The organism is Bacillus sp. NMTD17, assembly GCF_002998735.1.
Classification (GTDB): Bacteria; Bacillota; Bacilli; order Bacillales; family Bacillaceae; genus Bacillus.
Genome location: NZ_PVRH01000002.1, coordinates 343,287 through 360,593 on the forward strand (window position 1 = coordinate 343,287; position 17,307 = coordinate 360,593).

At 40.7% G+C, this 17,307-nt stretch carries 19 protein-coding genes; 7 read left to right on the forward strand and 12 right to left on the reverse strand.

What is annotated here, in order from left to right; all coding sequences use genetic code 11:
• Positions 1–9 precede the first annotated feature (9 nt).
• Entirely contained in the window at positions 10–1,332 is a 1,323-nt protein-coding gene (locus C6347_RS06830) for a PhoH family protein (RefSeq protein ID WP_106036760.1), read from the reverse strand.
• A 140-nt stretch (positions 1,333–1,472) separates the two neighbouring features.
• Here C6347_RS06830 and C6347_RS06835 point away from each other — a divergent pair, with 140 nt between their 5' ends.
• Both C6347_RS06835 and C6347_RS06840 read left to right on the forward strand, forming a co-directional pair.
• On the forward strand, positions 1,473–2,090 hold the full coding sequence (locus tag C6347_RS06835; RefSeq protein ID WP_034662638.1) for a YhcN/YlaJ family sporulation lipoprotein: 618 nt from the start codon (positions 1,473–1,475) through the stop codon (positions 2,088–2,090).
• Between the two features lie 101 nt (positions 2,091–2,191).
• The gene (locus C6347_RS06840; protein WP_012009835.1) at positions 2,192–2,422 is read left to right on the forward strand and encodes a YlaI family protein; all 231 of its coding nucleotides are present in this window, start codon (positions 2,192–2,194) and stop codon (positions 2,420–2,422) included.
• A 31-nt stretch (positions 2,423–2,453) separates the two neighbouring features.
• Here C6347_RS06840 and C6347_RS06845 read toward each other — a convergent pair whose 3' ends face one another.
• Together C6347_RS06845 and typA are read right to left on the reverse strand one after the other, a co-directional pair.
• A complete protein-coding gene (locus C6347_RS06845) occupies positions 2,454–2,735 on the reverse strand; it encodes a YlaH-like family protein (RefSeq protein ID WP_044334035.1) in 282 nt (93 codons plus the stop codon).
• 96 nt (positions 2,736–2,831) lie between these two features.
• The gene (typA, locus tag C6347_RS06850; protein WP_034662645.1) at positions 2,832–4,670 is read right to left on the reverse strand and encodes a translational GTPase TypA; all 1,839 of its coding nucleotides are present in this window, start codon (positions 4,668–4,670) and stop codon (positions 2,832–2,834) included.
• A 113-nt stretch (positions 4,671–4,783) separates the two neighbouring features.
• Between typA and C6347_RS06855 the strand changes: the two genes are divergently transcribed.
• Entirely contained in the window at positions 4,784–4,963 is a 180-nt protein-coding gene (locus C6347_RS06855; protein WP_034662648.1) for a DUF5325 family protein, read from the forward strand.
• A gap of 275 nt (positions 4,964–5,238) precedes the next feature.
• A complete protein-coding gene (locus C6347_RS06860) occupies positions 5,239–5,874 on the forward strand; it encodes a hypothetical protein (protein ID WP_106071528.1) in 636 nt (211 codons plus the stop codon).
• A gap of 151 nt (positions 5,875–6,025) precedes the next feature.
• On the opposite strand, the gene C6347_RS06865 is transcribed toward C6347_RS06860, so the two are convergent.
• Both C6347_RS06865 and C6347_RS06870 read right to left on the reverse strand, forming a co-directional pair.
• Positions 6,026–6,832: an inositol monophosphatase family protein gene (locus C6347_RS06865; RefSeq protein WP_060596168.1), complete on the reverse strand. Its 807-nt coding sequence runs from the start codon at positions 6,830–6,832 to the stop codon at positions 6,026–6,028.
• A gap of 133 nt (positions 6,833–6,965) precedes the next feature.
• The gene (locus C6347_RS06870; RefSeq protein ID WP_003211901.1) at positions 6,966–7,154 is read right to left on the reverse strand and encodes a hypothetical protein; all 189 of its coding nucleotides are present in this window, start codon (positions 7,152–7,154) and stop codon (positions 6,966–6,968) included.
• Between the two features lie 288 nt (positions 7,155–7,442).
• Between C6347_RS06870 and C6347_RS06875 the strand changes: the two genes are divergently transcribed.
• Positions 7,443–8,078, forward strand: a complete 636-nt coding sequence (locus C6347_RS06875) for a DUF1054 domain-containing protein (protein ID WP_060596167.1) — start codon at positions 7,443–7,445, stop codon at positions 8,076–8,078.
• A 230-nt stretch (positions 8,079–8,308) separates the two neighbouring features.
• Here the strand turns inward: C6347_RS06875 and C6347_RS06880 are convergent, their stop codons facing one another.
• On the reverse strand, positions 8,309–8,578 hold the full coding sequence (locus C6347_RS06880) for a UPF0223 family protein (RefSeq protein ID WP_060596166.1): 270 nt from the start codon (positions 8,576–8,578) through the stop codon (positions 8,309–8,311).
• A 190-nt stretch (positions 8,579–8,768) separates the two neighbouring features.
• Between C6347_RS06880 and C6347_RS06885 the strand changes: the two genes are divergently transcribed.
• Entirely contained in the window at positions 8,769–10,241 is a 1,473-nt protein-coding gene (locus C6347_RS06885; protein ID WP_106071610.1) for an aminotransferase class I/II-fold pyridoxal phosphate-dependent enzyme, read from the forward strand.
• 43 nt (positions 10,242–10,284) lie between these two features.
• On the opposite strand, the gene C6347_RS06890 is transcribed toward C6347_RS06885, so the two are convergent.
• Entirely contained in the window at positions 10,285–10,404 is a 120-nt protein-coding gene (locus C6347_RS06890) for a GapA-binding peptide SR1P (protein WP_003212464.1), read from the reverse strand.
• Between the two features lie 316 nt (positions 10,405–10,720).
• Between C6347_RS06890 and C6347_RS06900 the strand changes: the two genes are divergently transcribed.
• Positions 10,721–11,101, forward strand: coding sequence for a hypothetical protein (locus C6347_RS06900; protein ID WP_223250460.1), 381 nt, complete (start codon positions 10,721–10,723; stop codon positions 11,099–11,101).
• Between the two features lie 117 nt (positions 11,102–11,218).
• Here the strand turns inward: C6347_RS06900 and lpdA are convergent, their stop codons facing one another.
• From lpdA to C6347_RS06925, 5 genes are all read right to left on the reverse strand, one after another.
• Complete coding sequence (gene lpdA, locus C6347_RS06905) at positions 11,219–12,631, reverse strand: dihydrolipoyl dehydrogenase (RefSeq protein ID WP_034662665.1); 1,413 nt, start codon at positions 12,629–12,631, stop codon at positions 11,219–11,221.
• Between the two features lie 4 nt (positions 12,632–12,635).
• The gene (locus C6347_RS06910; protein ID WP_024426891.1) at positions 12,636–13,976 is read right to left on the reverse strand and encodes a dihydrolipoamide acetyltransferase family protein; all 1,341 of its coding nucleotides are present in this window, start codon (positions 13,974–13,976) and stop codon (positions 12,636–12,638) included.
• Positions 13,977–14,083: 107 nt separating this feature from the next.
• Positions 14,084–15,061, reverse strand: a complete 978-nt coding sequence (gene pdhB, locus C6347_RS06915) for a pyruvate dehydrogenase complex E1 component subunit beta (RefSeq protein WP_012009824.1) — start codon at positions 15,059–15,061, stop codon at positions 14,084–14,086.
• A 3-nt stretch (positions 15,062–15,064) separates the two neighbouring features.
• The gene (gene pdhA / locus C6347_RS06920) at positions 15,065–16,180 is read right to left on the reverse strand and encodes a pyruvate dehydrogenase (acetyl-transferring) E1 component subunit alpha (protein WP_060596162.1); all 1,116 of its coding nucleotides are present in this window, start codon (positions 16,178–16,180) and stop codon (positions 15,065–15,067) included.
• Positions 16,181–16,591: 411 nt separating this feature from the next.
• A complete protein-coding gene (locus tag C6347_RS06925; RefSeq protein WP_060596161.1) occupies positions 16,592–17,260 on the reverse strand; it encodes a YkyA family protein in 669 nt (222 codons plus the stop codon).
• Positions 17,261–17,307 lie beyond the last annotated feature (47 nt).

Genomic DNA, 17,307 nt, shown 5'->3' on the forward strand with positions numbered 1-17,307 from the left:
GGGTCTGGACTATAGCAAATCAGCGGCAAGCTGTGCAAGTCCAGACCTTTCTCCTTTGACAAGCTTGACATGTCCAGAGATTTGCTGTCCTTTGAACCGCTCGATCACATACGTAAGCCCATTATTTAAGCTGTCTAAATAAGGATGATCAATCTGCTCTGGATCTCCCATCAGCACAATTTTACTTCCTTCTCCGACTCGCGTTAATAATGTTTTCACCTCGTGCTTTGTTAAATTCTGTGCCTCATCAATGATGATAAATTGATCAGGTATACTTCTTCCCCGGATATACGTTAATGCTTCGACTTGAATAGATCCAATTCCCGCCAAAATCGCATCAAGCTCACCTGGTTTTTTTGTATTAAATAAAAACTCTAGGTTGTCATAGATCGGCTGCATCCATGGTCTGAGCTTTTCTTCCTTTTCTCCTGGCAAGTAGCCTAAGTCTTTCCCAACAGGCACGATTGAGCGCGCCACGATCAACTTTTTAAACATACCGAGATCCTCTGTCTGCATTAATCCGGCAGCAAGCGCAAGCAATGTTTTACCAGTCCCTGCTTTTCCGATCAGCGTCACGAGCGGAATGTCACGGCGCAAAAGCAGCTCGAGTGCCATCGTCTGCTGGACATTTTTTGGACGGATTCCCCAAATATACTCTTGATCATAAACGAGACGTTTCATATGCTCTGCCTTTTGATCAAGCATTCCTAAAGCAGAACCGCCTTCATTTCCCTTCATGATGACAAATTGATGAGGGTTAAATGGTGCACTTGTGACCTCTTTTATTGGTAATTGATTGTGCTTATAAAATGTATTCAATTGCTCAGTCGGAATGTAGAGCTCATGATAGCCATTATCGATGTCTTCATTTTGCAGGACACGGTCACTTAAGAAGTCTTCTGCTTGAAGCCCTATAGCATCTGCCTTTACCCGCACTAACACATCCTTGCTGACCAAAATGACAGGCCGGCCATGAGGCTTTGTTTCTTCCTCTAAGCTCAAATTTTTCGCGACTGCCAAAATCCGATTATCGTTCGTTTTTTCAATAAAAATTTCTTGAAGCTCATGGAAGGAGCGGTGATTCAGTTCAATGCGCAGCGTCCCTTTTGATTCTAGTGTAATTTTTTCATGCAGTTTCCCTTTCGATCTTAAACCGTCGATTAAGCGTGAGACACGCCGGGCATTTTGCCCAACCTCGTCCATATATCTCTTTTTCGAGTCTACTTCTTCTAACACAACGGCTGGTATGACGACCTCGTTGTCTTCAAATGAAAAGATTGAATTCGGATCCTGTAATAACACATTTGTGTCTAATACATAAATTTTACTCAGGTCCTTCGCCTCCTGATCGGGGTTTCATTCATCCTTGTCTTTCCCAAAACGATTGTTAAAATATATGTTTTCATGAATAAAGTTAGAAGGTTAATTCAACAATAAAATAAATCATGCAGTTTGTGAAGGAGGGAATATAGATGCGACTATTTATGACATTATTCATGATTCAAGCCATCATTCTGTTGGGCGCTTGCCAGCAGCAGGAAAAGCCAGAAGCACTGGACAAGCAAGATGGACGCCAGCACGTAGTACGGGTGTCAGACTCAACAAAGAAAAAGACCAATCAAGCCCGGTCATCCACAGATGTTGCGCAGCATCTTGTCAAAGTGACAGAGAACGTAGCAGATGTCAATGATGCAACGGCGATCGTCATCGGCCGCTATGCTGTTGTTGGTATTGATGTAAAAGATGATTTAGATAGAAGCAAAGTAGAAACCATTAAATATTCAGTTGCAAAAGCGCTGAAAAATGACCCAGAAGGTGCGAATGCTGTTGTAGTCGCTGATCCGGATACAGTCAGCCGGTTAAAAGAAATGGGCAAAGAAATACAAGCAGGCCGTCCTGTAAGTGGGATTATGGATGAACTAGCTGCCATTGTCGGCCGCGTAATGCCAGAGATGCCGAGAAATGAAATCGATCGTCACGAAAAAGACCCGACGAATGAGCCAAATGATCAGCTCAAACAAAACGATCAAAAGCAGTTAGACAAACATCAAAATGATCAATCAAACCATCATATGAATCAGAAGAAATAAAGAGAACGGCTTATATCTCCTGTGATATAAGCCTTTTTCTACGCTGATTTCAAGTGCTTGGAAAACATGCTATAATAAATGCAATAAGTGAGGTGAAAATGATGAGAGTGAAGTGCTCATTATGTGAGAAGCTTGAAACAATTGATGATGATACACTCGTTGCTAAGCGGTTAAGAAATCGACCGATTCATACATATATGTGCGATGACTGTCAGGAACGCATTAAAGTAAAGACAGAAGCACGCATCAAAACTGGCAGATTCTCTCTTTATCAAGATCCTGCGACGAAAGAGAAAAAGAAGAAAAAAGGAAAAAAAGAACAAAAGACATAAAAAAGACCTGACACATGTTCAGGTCTTTTTTTTACGTATTCACTGTTCCTTCTTTTTTTGCACGATGCAGCCGTATTTTATAAATAATCAAAATGGCAGCTGCCACGACTAGGCCTTCCGCTACTGGCAGAAAGATTCCTAGAAATGTGAGAAACGTGCAGCCAAAAATCAAAAACAAGTAAATCACGAGTGCTTTTAAAATCGGTAAACGTCTAGCAAAGCCGAGCTTAAAAACAATAATCGCTAAAACAAGGATGGTTCCATATAGGAGCCACATCCCTGTTTGCGGATTTTCATCGACACGAAACAGCATCGCGAAAAAGGATAGATTTTCACTGACTTCCTGATCATTCAAAAAGATTCCCTCCCCTTATCTTTCAGGGTTCTATCTTTTTAATTCTTCATGGAATTACGATAATCCTGCTAGCTTTTTCTTCTTCGCTGCTTTCTCACGTTCGTTTTTATCTAAAATTTTCTTTCTTAAACGAATCGATTCAGGTGTAACCTCACAGTATTCGTCTTCATTCAAGTACTCAAGAGATTCCTCAAGTGACATAATACGTGGTTTCTTCATGCTCACCGTTTGATCTTTCGTCGCTGAACGTACGTTTGTTTGTTGTTTCATACGGCTAACGTTGACAACAAGATCGTTCTCACGGTTATGCTCACCAACAATCATTCCTTGGTATACTTCAGTACCCGGCTCAACGAAGATCACACCGCGCTCTTCAACGCCTTGGATTCCGTAAGCAGTCGCTTTACCTGTTTCCATTGAAACAAGTACACCTTGACGGCGTCCGCCAACTTGGCCAGACTGCATTGGCTGGTAGCTGTCAAACGTATGGTTTAAAATACCAAAACCACGAGTTAATGAAAGAAATTCAGTTGTATATCCGATTAAACCACGTGATGGCACTGTAAAGATCAGGCGAACTTGACCGTTACCATTATTGATCATGTCAATCATTTCACCTTTTCTTGCGCCCATTGATTCCATGATAGAGCCAGTGTGCTCTTCTGGTACATCAATTTGAACGCGTTCAACAGGCTCACATCGAACACCATCAACTTCTTTTACAATAACTTCTGGCTTCGATACTTGTAATTCAAATCCTTCACGTCTCATATTCTCAATAAGAATGGATAAGTGAAGCTCTCCGCGTCCAGATACAACCCAAGCATCAGGTGAATCAGTTGGATCCACACGAAGACTGACGTCTGTTTGAAGCTGCTGCTCTAAGCGCTCTTCAATTTTACGTGATGTCACGTATTTTCCTTCACGGCCTGCAAATGGGCTGTTGTTTACAACAAACGTCATTTGAAGTGTCGGCTCATCAATACGAAGGATTGGCAGGGCCTCTTGGTGTTCTACCGGACAAACCGTTTCACCTACGTTGATGTCTTCCATTCCCGATACAGCAACAAGATCTCCTGCTTTCGCTTCGTTGATTTCCACTCGTTTTAACCCTTGGAAACCAAAAATCTTTGTCACACGGAATTGTTTCACACTGCCGTCAACTTTCATTAAGGCCACTTGCTGTCCTACTTGCATTGTTCCTCTGAATACACGGCCGATCCCGATTCTTCCAACATAATCATTGTAATCAAGTAGTGCCACTTGGAATTGAAGCGGCTCTTCATGGTTATCAACTGGGCAAGGGATATGGTTAACAATGGCTTCAAACAAAGATTCCATGTTTTCATCTTGCTTGCTCGCATCGTTACTTGCTGTACCATTGATTGCTGATGCATAGACAACTGGGAATTCAAGCTGTTCTTCTGTTGCATCCAATTCAATGAACAAGTCAATTACTTCATCGACTACTTCAGCCGGACGAGCAAAGTCGCGGTCAATTTTGTTGACAACAACGATTGGTGTTAAGTTTTGCTCAAGTGCTTTTTTCAGCACAAAGCGTGTTTGAGGCATACAGCCTTCATAAGCATCCACAACGAGAAGTACACCATCTACCATTTTCATGATACGCTCAACTTCACCACCGAAATCGGCGTGTCCTGGTGTATCTAAAATATTAATGCGTGTATCTTTATAATGGATCGCAGTATTTTTAGCTAAAATCGTAATACCGCGCTCTCGCTCTAAATCATTTGAATCCATGGCTCTCTCAGCGATATTTTCATTCGCACGGAAAGTACCAGCTTGATGGAGCAATTGGTCAACAAGCGTCGTTTTACCATGGTCAACGTGGGCAATAATTGCGATGTTGCGAAGATCTTTTCGAAGTTTCACATTTTCATCTCCTAAAATAATTAGATAACTTTCATATTATATCACAATCCCCTTTAAATGCCGATCGTTTTTCTGTAAACTTATATTAACTCTAAAAAAAGGGATGGAGACAAATGAAACAAATCAAATGGCTTCTATTATTATGTGCATTACTTGCAGTTGTCAGTATGGCGTTTATTGGGGTATCTCTTGCAGAAAAAAACGTGCTGGGTATTTGTCTAAGTATTATGTTCGCCATGATTTTCATGGGTACAGGATTTACATTAAAAAGAAAATTAAACGTGCAATCATAAAATTCCTCAAAAGCCTTTTACATTCTACATGTAGAAGGCTTTTTATTTTGAGTAAAAATAAGACCAACCACCTATGAAAGCTCGAGTGTAGAGACGAAACATATCATATAGAATTGGCAAAAGTAAGCAATATGAACCTCTTCATTTTTCGACAATAATGTTTATAGTTCTCCAAAACCAAACATAAAGTTACAATTTTCCTATTCTTCCACAAAGTTTCTCATGGTATGCTGTTCTTGCAACAAAATTTAACAGAAAAGGGAGAGAAAAGAAGCATGAAGAAGTTTTTGAGCAAATCGCTCAGCTCTGTTGTATTTTTCGCTTTAGCTATTATCCTTACTTTCACAACAGTAGCTCCTGGGCAAGCAAGTGCTGCAACTTTCAAAGGGATTCCTTTTGAACAGCAGCAAATCATTAAAGAATTATTGGAGAAAAACGAGCGCGTCATCAACATTCTCATCAATTCATTTGTTGAAGAAGACAACAGCTACACATTTGATGTGAAAAAAGCTGTTGAGCTCGGACTAACTGAAGAAGAAGCGGCGACTGCTGAGAAATTCTTAGATCGCGCAGCTGTTCTTACAATCGTTTTCAGTGAAAGCATCACTAAAAACGAAAAAGGGAAATTGATCTTTGATGCAGCAAAAGCTGTTGAACTTGGTCTTACGAAAGAAGAAGCAGCTAAATTCGAAAAACTTTTCAAATCAGTGATCAGACTTGCTGATCTTGCTGGTGATGCACTTGTTCTAGACAAAAAAGGAAACGTTGTAATTGATTCAAAAATTGCAAAAGGTCTTGGATTCAGCTCTACTGAATTACTTGTTTTCAACCAAATGCTGAAGAAAATTCCTCAAGAGCAATTAAAAACGTTCTATGATGCAGTTCAAATGGCAAAAGAAAAATTAAGCTAAGCTCGAAAACCCCCCTCGCCCAGATGGGGGGTTTTTATTTCAGCCAATAAAGAATGATCGCTTGACTTTTTCATATCGACAACTAGTCATTTGTTACCAAAAAGTTTCATCAAACACAAAAAATCACTTCATTCTCATGAAGTGATTTGGTTTATTTTTTATTTCCTCTGCCTTTTATGTAATCGTGTAAAATCTTTTCACAAACGGATCGATTTCCGGCGACGATACTGTTTTTCTCTAGAAAAGTTAGGCGTTCTCCATGTATATTTGAGTAGACAGCCCCTACTTCATCTAGAATCACACACCCTGCTGCATAATCCCACGGCGCAAGCCTTAACGTAACGTATGCGTCACTTCTGCCGCTTGCGATATAAGCGAGCTCAAGGGCAGCTGATCCAATCGTTCTCGTCCCTCTCACATCACGCACGAGACGGGCAAACGGTTTAGCATCAAAATAAGGGCTTTCGATCGCCCAGGTCGGGTTAATGCCGACAATGGCTTTTTCAATCGCTACATCTTTTAATGGCGGAAGCAGGGTATCATTCATATAGGCCCCTTCCCCTTTGACCGCATGGTAAAGTTCGTCATGAATGACGTCATAAATGAGACCGATTTTCCCTATGCCATTTTCAAATATCCCGATTGAAATGGCAAAGTTGCGTTTTTGATGGACAAAGTTCATTGTGCCATCGATTGGATCAATGATCCACACGATCCCATCCAGTGAGGTCACCTCTTCCCCTTGTCCCTCTTCTCCTAAAATGTGATGATCTGAAAATGTCGATTGTATCTTTTCAATGAAAAAACGTTCTGTTTCTTTATCGATATTAGTGACAAGATCATTTGGATTTGATTTTGTTTCAATTGATAGACCTTCCTGCATGGACGCTTTAATACGGCTTCCTGCTTCTTTTACCCAAAGCTTTGCAAGACGGTCAATTTCCACCCAGTTTGTCATCAGACTGTAAACCTCTTTTCTATGTAATACCTATTTGTATTAGCATACTGATATTATGTACGTAAAAGCAAGAAAAAAGCAGCTTCATACAAAAACGAACCGATGAATTGGTTCGTTTTTACCTCACCTTGTTTTACCCTTTAAGCTGCTCCCATTCTTTTCTTAGGCGCTCAAGCTTTCGTTTGCTGCGTTCGATTTGGATGTCATCTTTTTGCTCGATGGCTTCATGAAGCGTAGAAAGCTCATAATCCACCTCTAATCTCCACACAGCGATGCGATTCTTCTTCTCCTGTCTATACCCCTGCTTCACGATTTGCTTCATTTGGTCAACGCCCCTTCCAGAGAATGATTCATTCCTTGTCAGTTTTCATTGATAAAAAATTCAATCGATAAGAGAATTGGTTCTTGCTTATATCGTATGAAGCGATCGCATAACCGCAACGACATTCTAAAAATTGTGTCTTTACCTATTTATTATGTACCACAAAATCGTTGTTTTTAAACGCTGTCCTACTTCCTCTACAATCTTTGATCTGACAGTGCATCTTTTTTTGAGCTTGACCCAAGCTATGATAAAATATGATCAGCTAAAGAATACAGGAGGCATAATATGAGTGAAATGCGTTTTAGAGATGAAGATTTTGAGACATTTACAGTTGACGGTTTAGATGAACGAATGACCGTATTAAAAGAAAGAGTCCGTCCAAAGCTCGAGGCACTTGGTGAACACTTTGCACCACTTCTTTCTTCTATTACAGGAGACGAAATGTTTGTACATGTCGCAAAGCATGCTAGAAGATCAGTCAATCCGCCAAATGATACGTGGGTTGCTTTTGCAAACAGCAAGCGTGGGTATAAAAAACTCCCTCATTTTCAAATTGGGCTTTGGAAAACACATGTCTTTGTATGGTTTGCGCTCATTTATGAATCTCCTGTGAAAGGCGAGTATGGTCAGCTGTTCGAAAAAGAACTAGATACCATTCAGAAGAAAATACCACAAGATTTTGTTTGGTCTAAAGATCATATGAAACCAGATGTCATGCGTCACAGCGAGCTTGATGCAGAACAGCTGAAAACGCTGTTTGAACGTGTCCAAACGGTGAAAAAAGCTGAACTCCTTTGCGGCATTCAGCTGCCTAGAGAAGAAGTCGTTCAAATGAATAATGAAGAATACTTATCAAAAATCGAAGATGCCTTCCGCACGTTGACTTATCTATACCGCTTTACACAAAAAGAATCTGTATAAAAAAAACGAGCCCATGCAGGCTCGTTTCTGATTGTTGACAAAAGGCTAAAATGATCTTCATTTTAGCCTTTTGTCTTCTTTTCAGCGTGATAGAAAACCTTTGCAGTCTAGGAAGGACGAGTACCGGAGCGGAGCGAATTTGACATTCGTGAGCACCGGCACGCAGGACTGACACCGAATGCGAGGGTTTGTCTACACGCTGAAACGAGCCCATGCAGGCTCGTTTTTTCTTACATACGTATAACGGCTGTCTCTTCTGCCTCTCTTGCAGATTTCACTGTACGATAAGGAGAATACCCGCTTTCCTTTTCAAACGCTGCACAATGCGTCTTTTCCTCTGCTTTTGATGGCACAACCTCTTTAAATCGTTTATAAGTATCTAATAACTCCTGCTTCGCAATTCCTTTTTCATAGGCTTTTTCAACAGCTTGAAAAAACGAAATAACGGCAATCTTTTCCTCTGTCGTCCAGTCGACATCCATTGGATATTGATATTCCATTTACTTGTCCCTCACTTTAACACTCATTTCTTATTTGAACTTTTATTATAGCATCTGTTCGATCAGAAACCGATTGATTTTATGCTTTACATTCCGATCAGTTCATAATATAATTCTTTTGTTTTATGCAATGAAATCTGCCATTATTGGCACAATAATAGCAGGTATTTCGATGAAGGTGGGAAAGCAATTGTCACAACATGATACACCCTTATACACTGGACTAAAAAAGCATGCTGCAACCAATCCAGTCCAATTTCACATTCCAGGCCATAAAAAAGGAGCCGGGATGGACCCTGAATTCAGAGCATTCATTGGCGACAATGCATTAAGCATTGATCTCATTAATATAGAACCTCTCGATGATTTACATTCACCTCGAGGGATGATAAAAGAAGCACAAGAGCTCGCTGCTGAAGCATTCGGTGCTGACCATACATTTTTCTCCATTCAAGGAACAAGCGGCGCCATCATGACAATGGTGATGACCGTATGCGGACCTGGAGATAAAATCATCATTCCGCGCAACGTCCATAAATCGATTATGTCCGCCATTGTATTTTCTGGCGCAGTTCCTGTTTTTATTCACCCAGAAATAGACAAAGAACTTGGCATCTCTCACGGCATTACACCAGAATCAGCGAAAAAGGCGCTCAAAGAGCACCCAGATGCAAAAGGTCTGCTTGTGATTAATCCGACGTATTTTGGGGTTTCAGCAGACTTAAAATCGATTGTAGACATTGCCCATTCATTTCATGTGCCTGTCCTTGTCGATGAAGCACACGGCGTGCATATTCATTTTCACGATGAGCTTCCACTATCTGCGATGCAGGCAGGTGCCGACATGGCAGCAACGAGTGTCCATAAACTCGGCGGTTCCCTTACCCAGAGCTCTATTTTAAATATGAAGGAAGGGCTTGTCTCAAAAGATCGCGTACAATCGATTTTGAGCATGCTGACGACAACGTCTACTTCTTATTTGCTCTTGGCGTCACTTGATGTCGCTCGAAAGCGATTAGCCACTGAAGGAAAGGCACTTGCAGATGAAGCCATCCGTTTGGCTGAATCAGCGAGAAACCGTTTGAACCAAATTGATGGCATTACGTGTATTGGCAAGGAAATACTCGGTTCAGCTTCTACGTACGATTATGACCCAACGAAATTAATTATCTCAATTAAAGACCTTGGGCTAAATGGCCATGATGTCGAAAAATGGCTGAGAGAAAGCTACCGGATTGAAGTGGAGCTCTCTGACCTTTACAACATTTTATGTATTGTGACCCCTGGTGATTCTGATGAAACAATCGATACGCTTATAACGGCTATGAAGGAAATTGCCGCAACCTCTACAAGTGAGAGCGGCACACAAGCGGTCACAGAAGTCCTGCTGCCTGAGATTCCATCGCTTGCCATGACGCCCCGTGACGCCTTTTACGCCACAACAGAAGTGGTTCCGTTTAAAGAAGCAGCGGGCCGCATCATCGCAGAGTTTGTTATGGTGTACCCGCCAGGCATTCCTATTTTTATACCAGGAGAAATTATCACAGAAGAAAATATCTCATATATCTTTAAAAACATTGAAATTGGTCTCCCTGTCCAAGGACCAGAAGATTCAACGCTTGAAATGATCCGCGTGATTAAAGAACAAAAACCAATTTTATAAAAAAGAAACATGCAGCCCCAAATGGAGCTGCATGCTTTTTTATTTATTCAGAGGCTTCATCACAGCAATGACAGTGACCACACGTTCCGTATAGCGTTGTCACTTTTTCATTTTCAAATTGATCAATGGTTTCATTGCAATCTTGACAAATAATTGTACCCACGTACATTCCCCTTTTCTTCATTCATAATTTGAAAGCGTTTAATCTATTTCATACCTCTATAATATGATGTCACATTTAAGTTGTCAACGGTTAATTGTATGACACATTTAAATATTTTTTATGAATATGTGCTTTTTTCTCATCATATTGAGGGAACGTTTCAATTGTATTTTGCTTCATATCAATTCTGTAACAATTGAGTAACAATCGAAAATTGTCAAAAAGGACATGATACACTAGAGTGACTAACAGGTAACCAGCTCCTAAAAATGTTGGGACAACCCCAAAGGATTTTGAGGTGAATAGATTGAATTTTATGAGGTCACTTCTCATTATATTCCCCATGCTCTTTGTACTTAGTTCATGCTCATTTGCGTATATCATACCGAATCAGACCGACCAAGTCAGTCATATTCAGAAACCAAGAATTCTCTTTTTTACAGATGCAGAAAATCTTGATAAAGAAAGTCCTTATTATGATGCAGTCCTCGATTTAAAGAATGAATATCCGAAGGAAATGTCAAAGATGATTGTGAAAGAAGATCGTAAAGGCTGGAAAAATGAAGTAGACGAATTGCCGGCTATTTTACTTGTAAATAATGAAAAAGTCATTGTGAAGATTGAAGGAAATGTCAGCAGCAAAGAGGATATTTTATCGCCCTTATGCCACGCTTTAGACCGCGTGAATACAAATTAATGGCCTACCCTTGCACTTATATATCCATATGAAAAAGCCCCTCATCTCATGAGGGGTTTTTCATATGGGAGCGCTCAAAAAAACCCTCTCCATCAAGAGAGGGTTTTAATAGGTTCATTATTTTACGATATGAATTGGGCTTCCAATTGCTACTTCAGCCGTTTCCATTGTAATTTCACCTAAAGTTGGATGAGCGTGAATTGTCATTGCGATATCTTCAGCAGTCACTCCAGCTTCGATTGCAAGGCTAAGCTCTGAAATCATATCAGAAGCGCCAACACCTGCGATTTGTGCACCGATAACAAGACCATCCTCTTTACGAGTGATCATTTTCATGAAGCCATCAGTTGCATCAAGAGAAAGTGCACGTCCGTTCGCTGCGAATGGGAATTTCGCTGCAACGATTTCGATTCCTTCTTCTTTTGCTTCTGCTTCAGTGTACCCAACAGTTGCAAGTTCTGGCTCAGAGAATACAACAGCAGGAATACCAAGGTAATCAATTTCAGCTGGCTCTCCAGCGATTGCTTCAGCTGCAATTTTACCTTCGTAAGAAGCTTTGTGTGCAAGTGGTGGTCCATCAACGATGTCACCAATTGCATAGATGTTAGATACGCTTGTACGGCATTGTTTGTCTGTTTTGACAACTCCGCGGTCAGTCAATTCAACACCAACTTGCTCAAGACCAAGCTCATCCGTGTTTGGACGACGACCAACTGTAACAAGTACGTAATCAGCATCAACTGTTTTTTCTTCACCTTTTACTTCGAAAGTAACAGTGACACCATCAGATTTTTCTTCAACGCCTTTTGCAAGAGCGTTTGTATGGATTTCAACGTTTCCTTTTTTCTTCAGGTTACGTTTAACCAATGAGCTCATTTGCTTTTCGAAACCTGGAAGGATTTCGTCTCCACCTTCAAGGATGACAACTTCTGTTCCAAAGTTTGCATAAGCAGTTCCAAGCTCAGTACCGATATATCCACCACCGATAACAACTAACTTTTTAGGTACTTCTTTAAGCGCCAAAGCACCAGTTGAGTTGATCACGCGGTCTGTGTATTTAAAAGTAGGCAATTCAATTGGACGAGATCCAGTTGCAAGAATTGCATTTTTGAAAGTGTAAGTCTGTGCTGAATTTTCATCCATTACACGTACAGAGTTGCTGTCTACGAAATAAGCTTCACCTTTAACGATGTCTACTTTATTTCCTTTAAGAAGACCTTGAACTCCACCTGTTAATTTGTTAACAACAGAAGCTTTCCACTCTTGAACTTTTGTGAAATCAACTGTAACGTTTTCAGCTTTGATACCCATGTCTTCAGAATGCTTAGCATTTTCGAAACGATGGCCAGCATTGATTAATGCTTTTGAAGGAATACAGCCAACGTTTAGACATACACCGCCAAGTGTTCCTTTTTCAACGATTGTTACTTTTTGTCCAAGCTGTGCAGCACGAATAGCAGCTACATATCCACCAGGACCTGCACCGATGACAAGAGTATCTGTTTCGATTGGGAAATCTCCTACTACCATGACATTACGCCTCCATTAAAATTAATTGTGGATCATTCAATAAACGCTTGATGTGGTTAAGGGCATTTTGCGCAGTAGCTCCGTCGATCATACGGTGGTCAAAGCTTAGGGAAAGAGCTAAGACTGGAGCTGCAACGATTTCGCCATCACGAACAACCGCTTTTTCAGCGATACGGCCAATACCAAGGATCGCTACTTCTGGGTGGTTGATGACTGGAGTAAACCATTGTCCACCAGCAGAACCGATGTTTGTGATTGTGCAAGATGCACCTTTCATTTCAGCTGGAGCCAGTTTACCATCACGTGCTTTTGTTGCAAGCTCATTGATTTCGTTAGACACTTCGAAAATTGCTTTGCGATCTGCATTTTTCACAACTGGAACGAGCAGGCCTTTTTCAGTGTCAGCTGCAATTCCGATGTTGTAGTAATGCTTTTGAACAACTTCATCTGTTTTATCATCGATAGAAGTGTTAAGTACTGGGTACTTTTTCAAAGCAGAAGTTAGAGCTTTTACAACGTAAGGCAAGTAAGTTAACTTGATTCCTTGATCAGCTGCAACTTGTTTGAATTGTTTACGATGTGCAACAAGGTTCGTTACATCAACTTCATCCATTAATGTTACGTGAGGAGCTGTATGCTTAGAGTTCACCATTGCTTTCGCGATCGCTTTGCGGATGCCGCTCATTTTCTCGCGAGTTTCTGGGAATTCTCCTTCAAGAACTGGAGCTGCTGCCGCTTTTGGAGCTGCTTCTTCTTTCGCACTTTCAGCTGCTTGAGGTGCTGCTTCTTGAGCTGCAGAACCACCATTAACGAAGCTGTCGATATCTTCTTTTAACACACGGCCGTTTTTACCAGAACCTGCAACTTTGTAAATTTCAACGCCTTTTTCGCGAGCATATTTACGTACAGATGGCATAGCGATGACGCGTTTGTTTGGATCAGCATCTACTTGCTCTTGTGCGCCTGCACCAGTTGCTGCTGCCGCTTCTTCTTGTGCCACTTCTTTCTTCTCTGGCTCGTTACCAGCTTCAGCAGTACCTTGTACTTGAGCTTCAGTTTTTGCTTCGCCTTCTTCTTCGCTGCCTTTAAATTGAAGATTTTCGTAACCAGGTGCATCAAACGTAATGATTGTTTGTCCTACAGTTGCAACTGTTCCCTCTTCAACTTTTAATTCTAATACTTTTCCTTTAACAGGTGAAGGAATTTCTACAACTGCTTTATCGTTTTGTACCTCTGCTAAAACGTCATCTTCATTAATTTCGTCGTTTGGTTTAACAAACCACTTAACGATCTCACCTTCGTGGATACCTTCTCCGATGTCCGGAAGTTTAAATTCAAATGCCACTGTTTTTCGCCTCCTAGATTTTGTTGAATCCTTGTTGTGTATGTTTACACGGTCTTGTAATTGATAAAGGGGAAGAGAAATAAATTCTTTTCCCCTCTGTCATTTAATTAAAATTCAAGAACTTTCTTAGCTGTTTCAAGCACGTCTTTATGGTTTGGAAGCCATACGCTCTCAGCTTGAGAGAAAGCAAATACAGTATCAGGTGCAGCTACACGAAGTACTGGTGCTTCTAGGCTAAGGATTGCTCTGTCATTGATTTCAGCTACTACGTTTGCAGCAATACCAGCTTGTTTTTGTGCTTCTTGAACAACGATCGCACGACCTGTTTTTTCAACAGAAGCGATGATTGTTTCAATATCAAGCGGGCTTACTGTACGAAGGTCGATCACTTCAGCAGAAACGCCTTCTTTTTCAAGTTCTTCAGCAGCTTTAAGTGATTCGTGAACCATTGCACCATAAGTGATGATTGAAAGGTCAGAACCTTCACGTTTCACGTCAGCTTTACCGATTTCAATTGTGTACTCTTCTTCAGGAACTTCCTGACGGAAAGAGCGATAAAGTTTCATATGCTCAAGAAACACAACCGGATCGTTGTCGCGGATTGCAGAAATTAATAGTCCTTTTGCATCGTAAGGTGTTGAAGGAATGACAACCTTGATACCAGGCTGTTGTGCGATAAGACCTTCTAAGCTGTCAGCATGAAGCTCAGGAGTATGAACCCCTCCACCGAATGGAGAACGGATTGTCACTGGAGAATGCCAGCGTCCGCCAGAACGGTAGCGCATACGAGCCATTTGTCCAGAAACAGAATCTAATACTTCGTAAACGAATCCGAAGAATTGAATTTCCATTACTGGGCGGAATTCTTGTAGTCCAAGGCCAATTGCAAGACCGCCAATACCAGATTCAGCAAGTGGAGTATCGAATACACGATCCTCACCAAACTCTTTTTGCAATCCTTCAGTCGCACGGAATACGCCGCCGTTTTTACCAACGTCTTCTCCGAAAACGAGAACGTTTTCGTCATTTTTCAGTTCTGTGCGTAACGCATCAGTGATCGCTTGAATCATTGTCATTTGCGCCATGGCTTACTTCGACTCCTTCTGTTTGTAAATTTCAAGCTGTTCAACTAAGTTGAATGGTTTCACATCGTACATGTTTTCAATCAAGTCAGTGACTTTTTGCTTAGGCTGTTCGTCAGCTTCTTTGATCGCTTGTTTGATTTGTTCTTTTGCATCTTCGATGACTTTATTCTCTTCTTCTTCAGACCATAGGCCTTTGTTTTCCAAGAATCTGCGGTAGCGTACCAATGGATCTTTTTGCTCCCACTCATTTTCATCTTCTTTTGTACGATATCTTGTTGGATCGTCACCAGCCATTGTATGTGGACCGTAACGGAATGTAAGAGTTTCGATTAATGTTGGACCTTCGCCATTTACAGCACGCTCACGAGCTTCAGCAGTTGCTGCATATACAGCTAATGCATCCATACCGTCAACTTGTACGCCTACGATACCAGCTGCAGCTGCTTTTTGTGCAATTGTTTGTGCAGCAGATTGCTTTTCAACAGGTGTAGAGATTGCATATCTGTTGTTTTGGACAACAAAAATCGCTGGCGCTTTGTAAGCCCCTGCAAAGTTGATACCTTCGTAGAAATCACCTTGTGAAGCTCCGCCATCACCAGTGTAAGTGATTGCAACAGCATTTTTACCGCGCTTTTTCAAACCAAGAGCTACACCAGCAGCTTGAATGATTTGTGCACCGATGATGATTTGTGGAGAAAGTGCATTCACATCTTCAGGCATTTGGTTACCAACAAAGTGTCCACGAGAGAACAAGAACGCTTTTGTTAATGGAAGGCCATGCCAGATTAATTGTGGTACATCACGATATCCTGGAAGAATGAAATCTTCTTTCTCAAGTGCAAAGTGAGTTGCAAGCTGAGAAGCCTCTTGTCCAGCTGTAGGCGCATAGAAGCCAAGACGTCCTTGACGGTTCAATGAAATTGAACGTTGATCTAATACACGTGTAAACACCATACGGCGCATTAATTCTTTTAATTGGTCATCTGAGAGATCCGGCATTGCCGCTTCGTTTACGACTTCGCCTTTTTCGTTTAAAATTTGAAACGTTTCAAACTGCTTTTTGATGGCATCAAATTGCTTTTTGCTATCAACAATTGCTTTTTTTGTTTTTGCAGCCATTCTAAAGTCACCTCTTCCTTTCTTTTAACAGTCAATTTGTCGTGAATCCATTTATACATACAGATATAGGATAACCCAAAATACTCATATGACTCCTGTATTTAATAGCCACTAGGATCGTTGTCGAAACATTAGATGATCGCTCGTTTTTGAGTTCTTCTAACTGTATTAACGATAGTTCACAAAAAACTAATACAACTTCTGTTAACAAGGACTAGTTTACAACAAGAAAAATAGTCCGTCAATTGATTTAACGGCTTTATTTAAATAAATGTATTCGCTTTACTTTTTATAGTGAGCTGTATCAATCTGTTTAACAAACACCTCGAACTGTACTAGTATAGATTGTACTACTGTACTACAATAGAAAATGTTTGTTTTTGTCGAAAAATAAAAAAAGAGCTGTTTTTTTCAGCTCTTTTGGGATTCTTGATCTGCCGCTTTAGACAAAGCCTGTTTATGCTCATTCAATTGCTTTGTATATTGATTGAACTTCTTACCTTCTTTTCTGACTTTGCTATAAGAACGGTTCACCGTCTTCAGCTTGGATTTCAACTCTTCATATCCCAAGTCCTTCTTCTTTAAAGATTGATACAAATGCTGATCTTGTTTCAGCGCCTTTTGATATTCCTTGTAAAGCTGGTCATACGACGCATATCTTTTCTCAAGCGATTTGACCGTTTCATCTGCTTTTTCTTTTAAATCCGTATCTTTTATACGTCCGGCAGATTCCTTTACCGTTTTCAATTCTTTTTTCGATTCATCCATGCTGTCTTTTTCTGTTTTTAAATGTTCTTTTCGTTTCGCTGCAGATGCTAACGCCTGATCAGAAAGGCTTGACACTGTTTCTGTATGATCTTTTGTGGTTTGAATCATTTTTGTATAGAGCTGCTGCTCTTTTTTCTCATAGCTTTGCAGTGTACCTTGCTCTTTTTCAAAGGATGCCTCTTTTTCGCTCATTTTCGTCATCGCATCTTGCATGTCATGAAATGGACTTTGACCTCCGCATCCCGCCAGCAAAAGGGTACATATCCCCGCTAAAGCAGCACATGCTTTCATGCTTCTTCTCATCTGTCTCATCACAAGGTTCCCCCTTTACATCTCCACATACCACTATAATTTTTATA

Coding starts and splice junctions, on each gene's coding strand:
- C6347_RS06855 (WP_034662648.1), top strand. CDS start 4,784: ATGAAACAAATCAAATGGCTTCTATTATTATGTGCATTACTTGCAGTT.
- C6347_RS06845 (WP_044334035.1), bottom strand. CDS start 2,735: ATGCTGTTTCGTGTCGATGAAAATCCGCAAACAGGGATGTGGCTCCTA.
- C6347_RS06865 (WP_060596168.1), bottom strand. CDS start 6,832: ATGACAAACTGGGTGGAAATTGACCGTCTTGCAAAGCTTTGGGTAAAA.
- C6347_RS06860 (WP_106071528.1), top strand. CDS start 5,239: ATGAAGAAGTTTTTGAGCAAATCGCTCAGCTCTGTTGTATTTTTCGCT.
- C6347_RS06840 (WP_012009835.1), top strand. CDS start 2,192: ATGAGAGTGAAGTGCTCATTATGTGAGAAGCTTGAAACAATTGATGAT.
- pdhA (WP_060596162.1), bottom strand. CDS start 16,180: ATGGCTGCAAAAACAAAAAAAGCAATTGTTGATAGCAAAAAGCAATTT.
- C6347_RS06880 (WP_060596166.1), bottom strand. CDS start 8,578: ATGGAATATCAATATCCAATGGATGTCGACTGGACGACAGAGGAAAAG.
- pdhB (WP_012009824.1), bottom strand. CDS start 15,061: ATGGCGCAAATGACAATGATTCAAGCGATCACTGATGCGTTACGCACA.
- lpdA (WP_034662665.1), bottom strand. CDS start 12,631: ATGGTAGTAGGAGATTTCCCAATCGAAACAGATACTCTTGTCATCGGT.
- C6347_RS06900 (WP_223250460.1), top strand. CDS start 10,721: ATGAGGTCACTTCTCATTATATTCCCCATGCTCTTTGTACTTAGTTCA.
- C6347_RS06875 (WP_060596167.1), top strand. CDS start 7,443: ATGAGTGAAATGCGTTTTAGAGATGAAGATTTTGAGACATTTACAGTT.
- C6347_RS06870 (WP_003211901.1), bottom strand. CDS start 7,154: ATGAAGCAAATCGTGAAGCAGGGGTATAGACAGGAGAAGAAGAATCGC.
- C6347_RS06925 (WP_060596161.1), bottom strand. CDS start 17,260: ATGAGACAGATGAGAAGAAGCATGAAAGCATGTGCTGCTTTAGCGGGG.
- C6347_RS06835 (WP_034662638.1), top strand. CDS start 1,473: ATGCGACTATTTATGACATTATTCATGATTCAAGCCATCATTCTGTTG.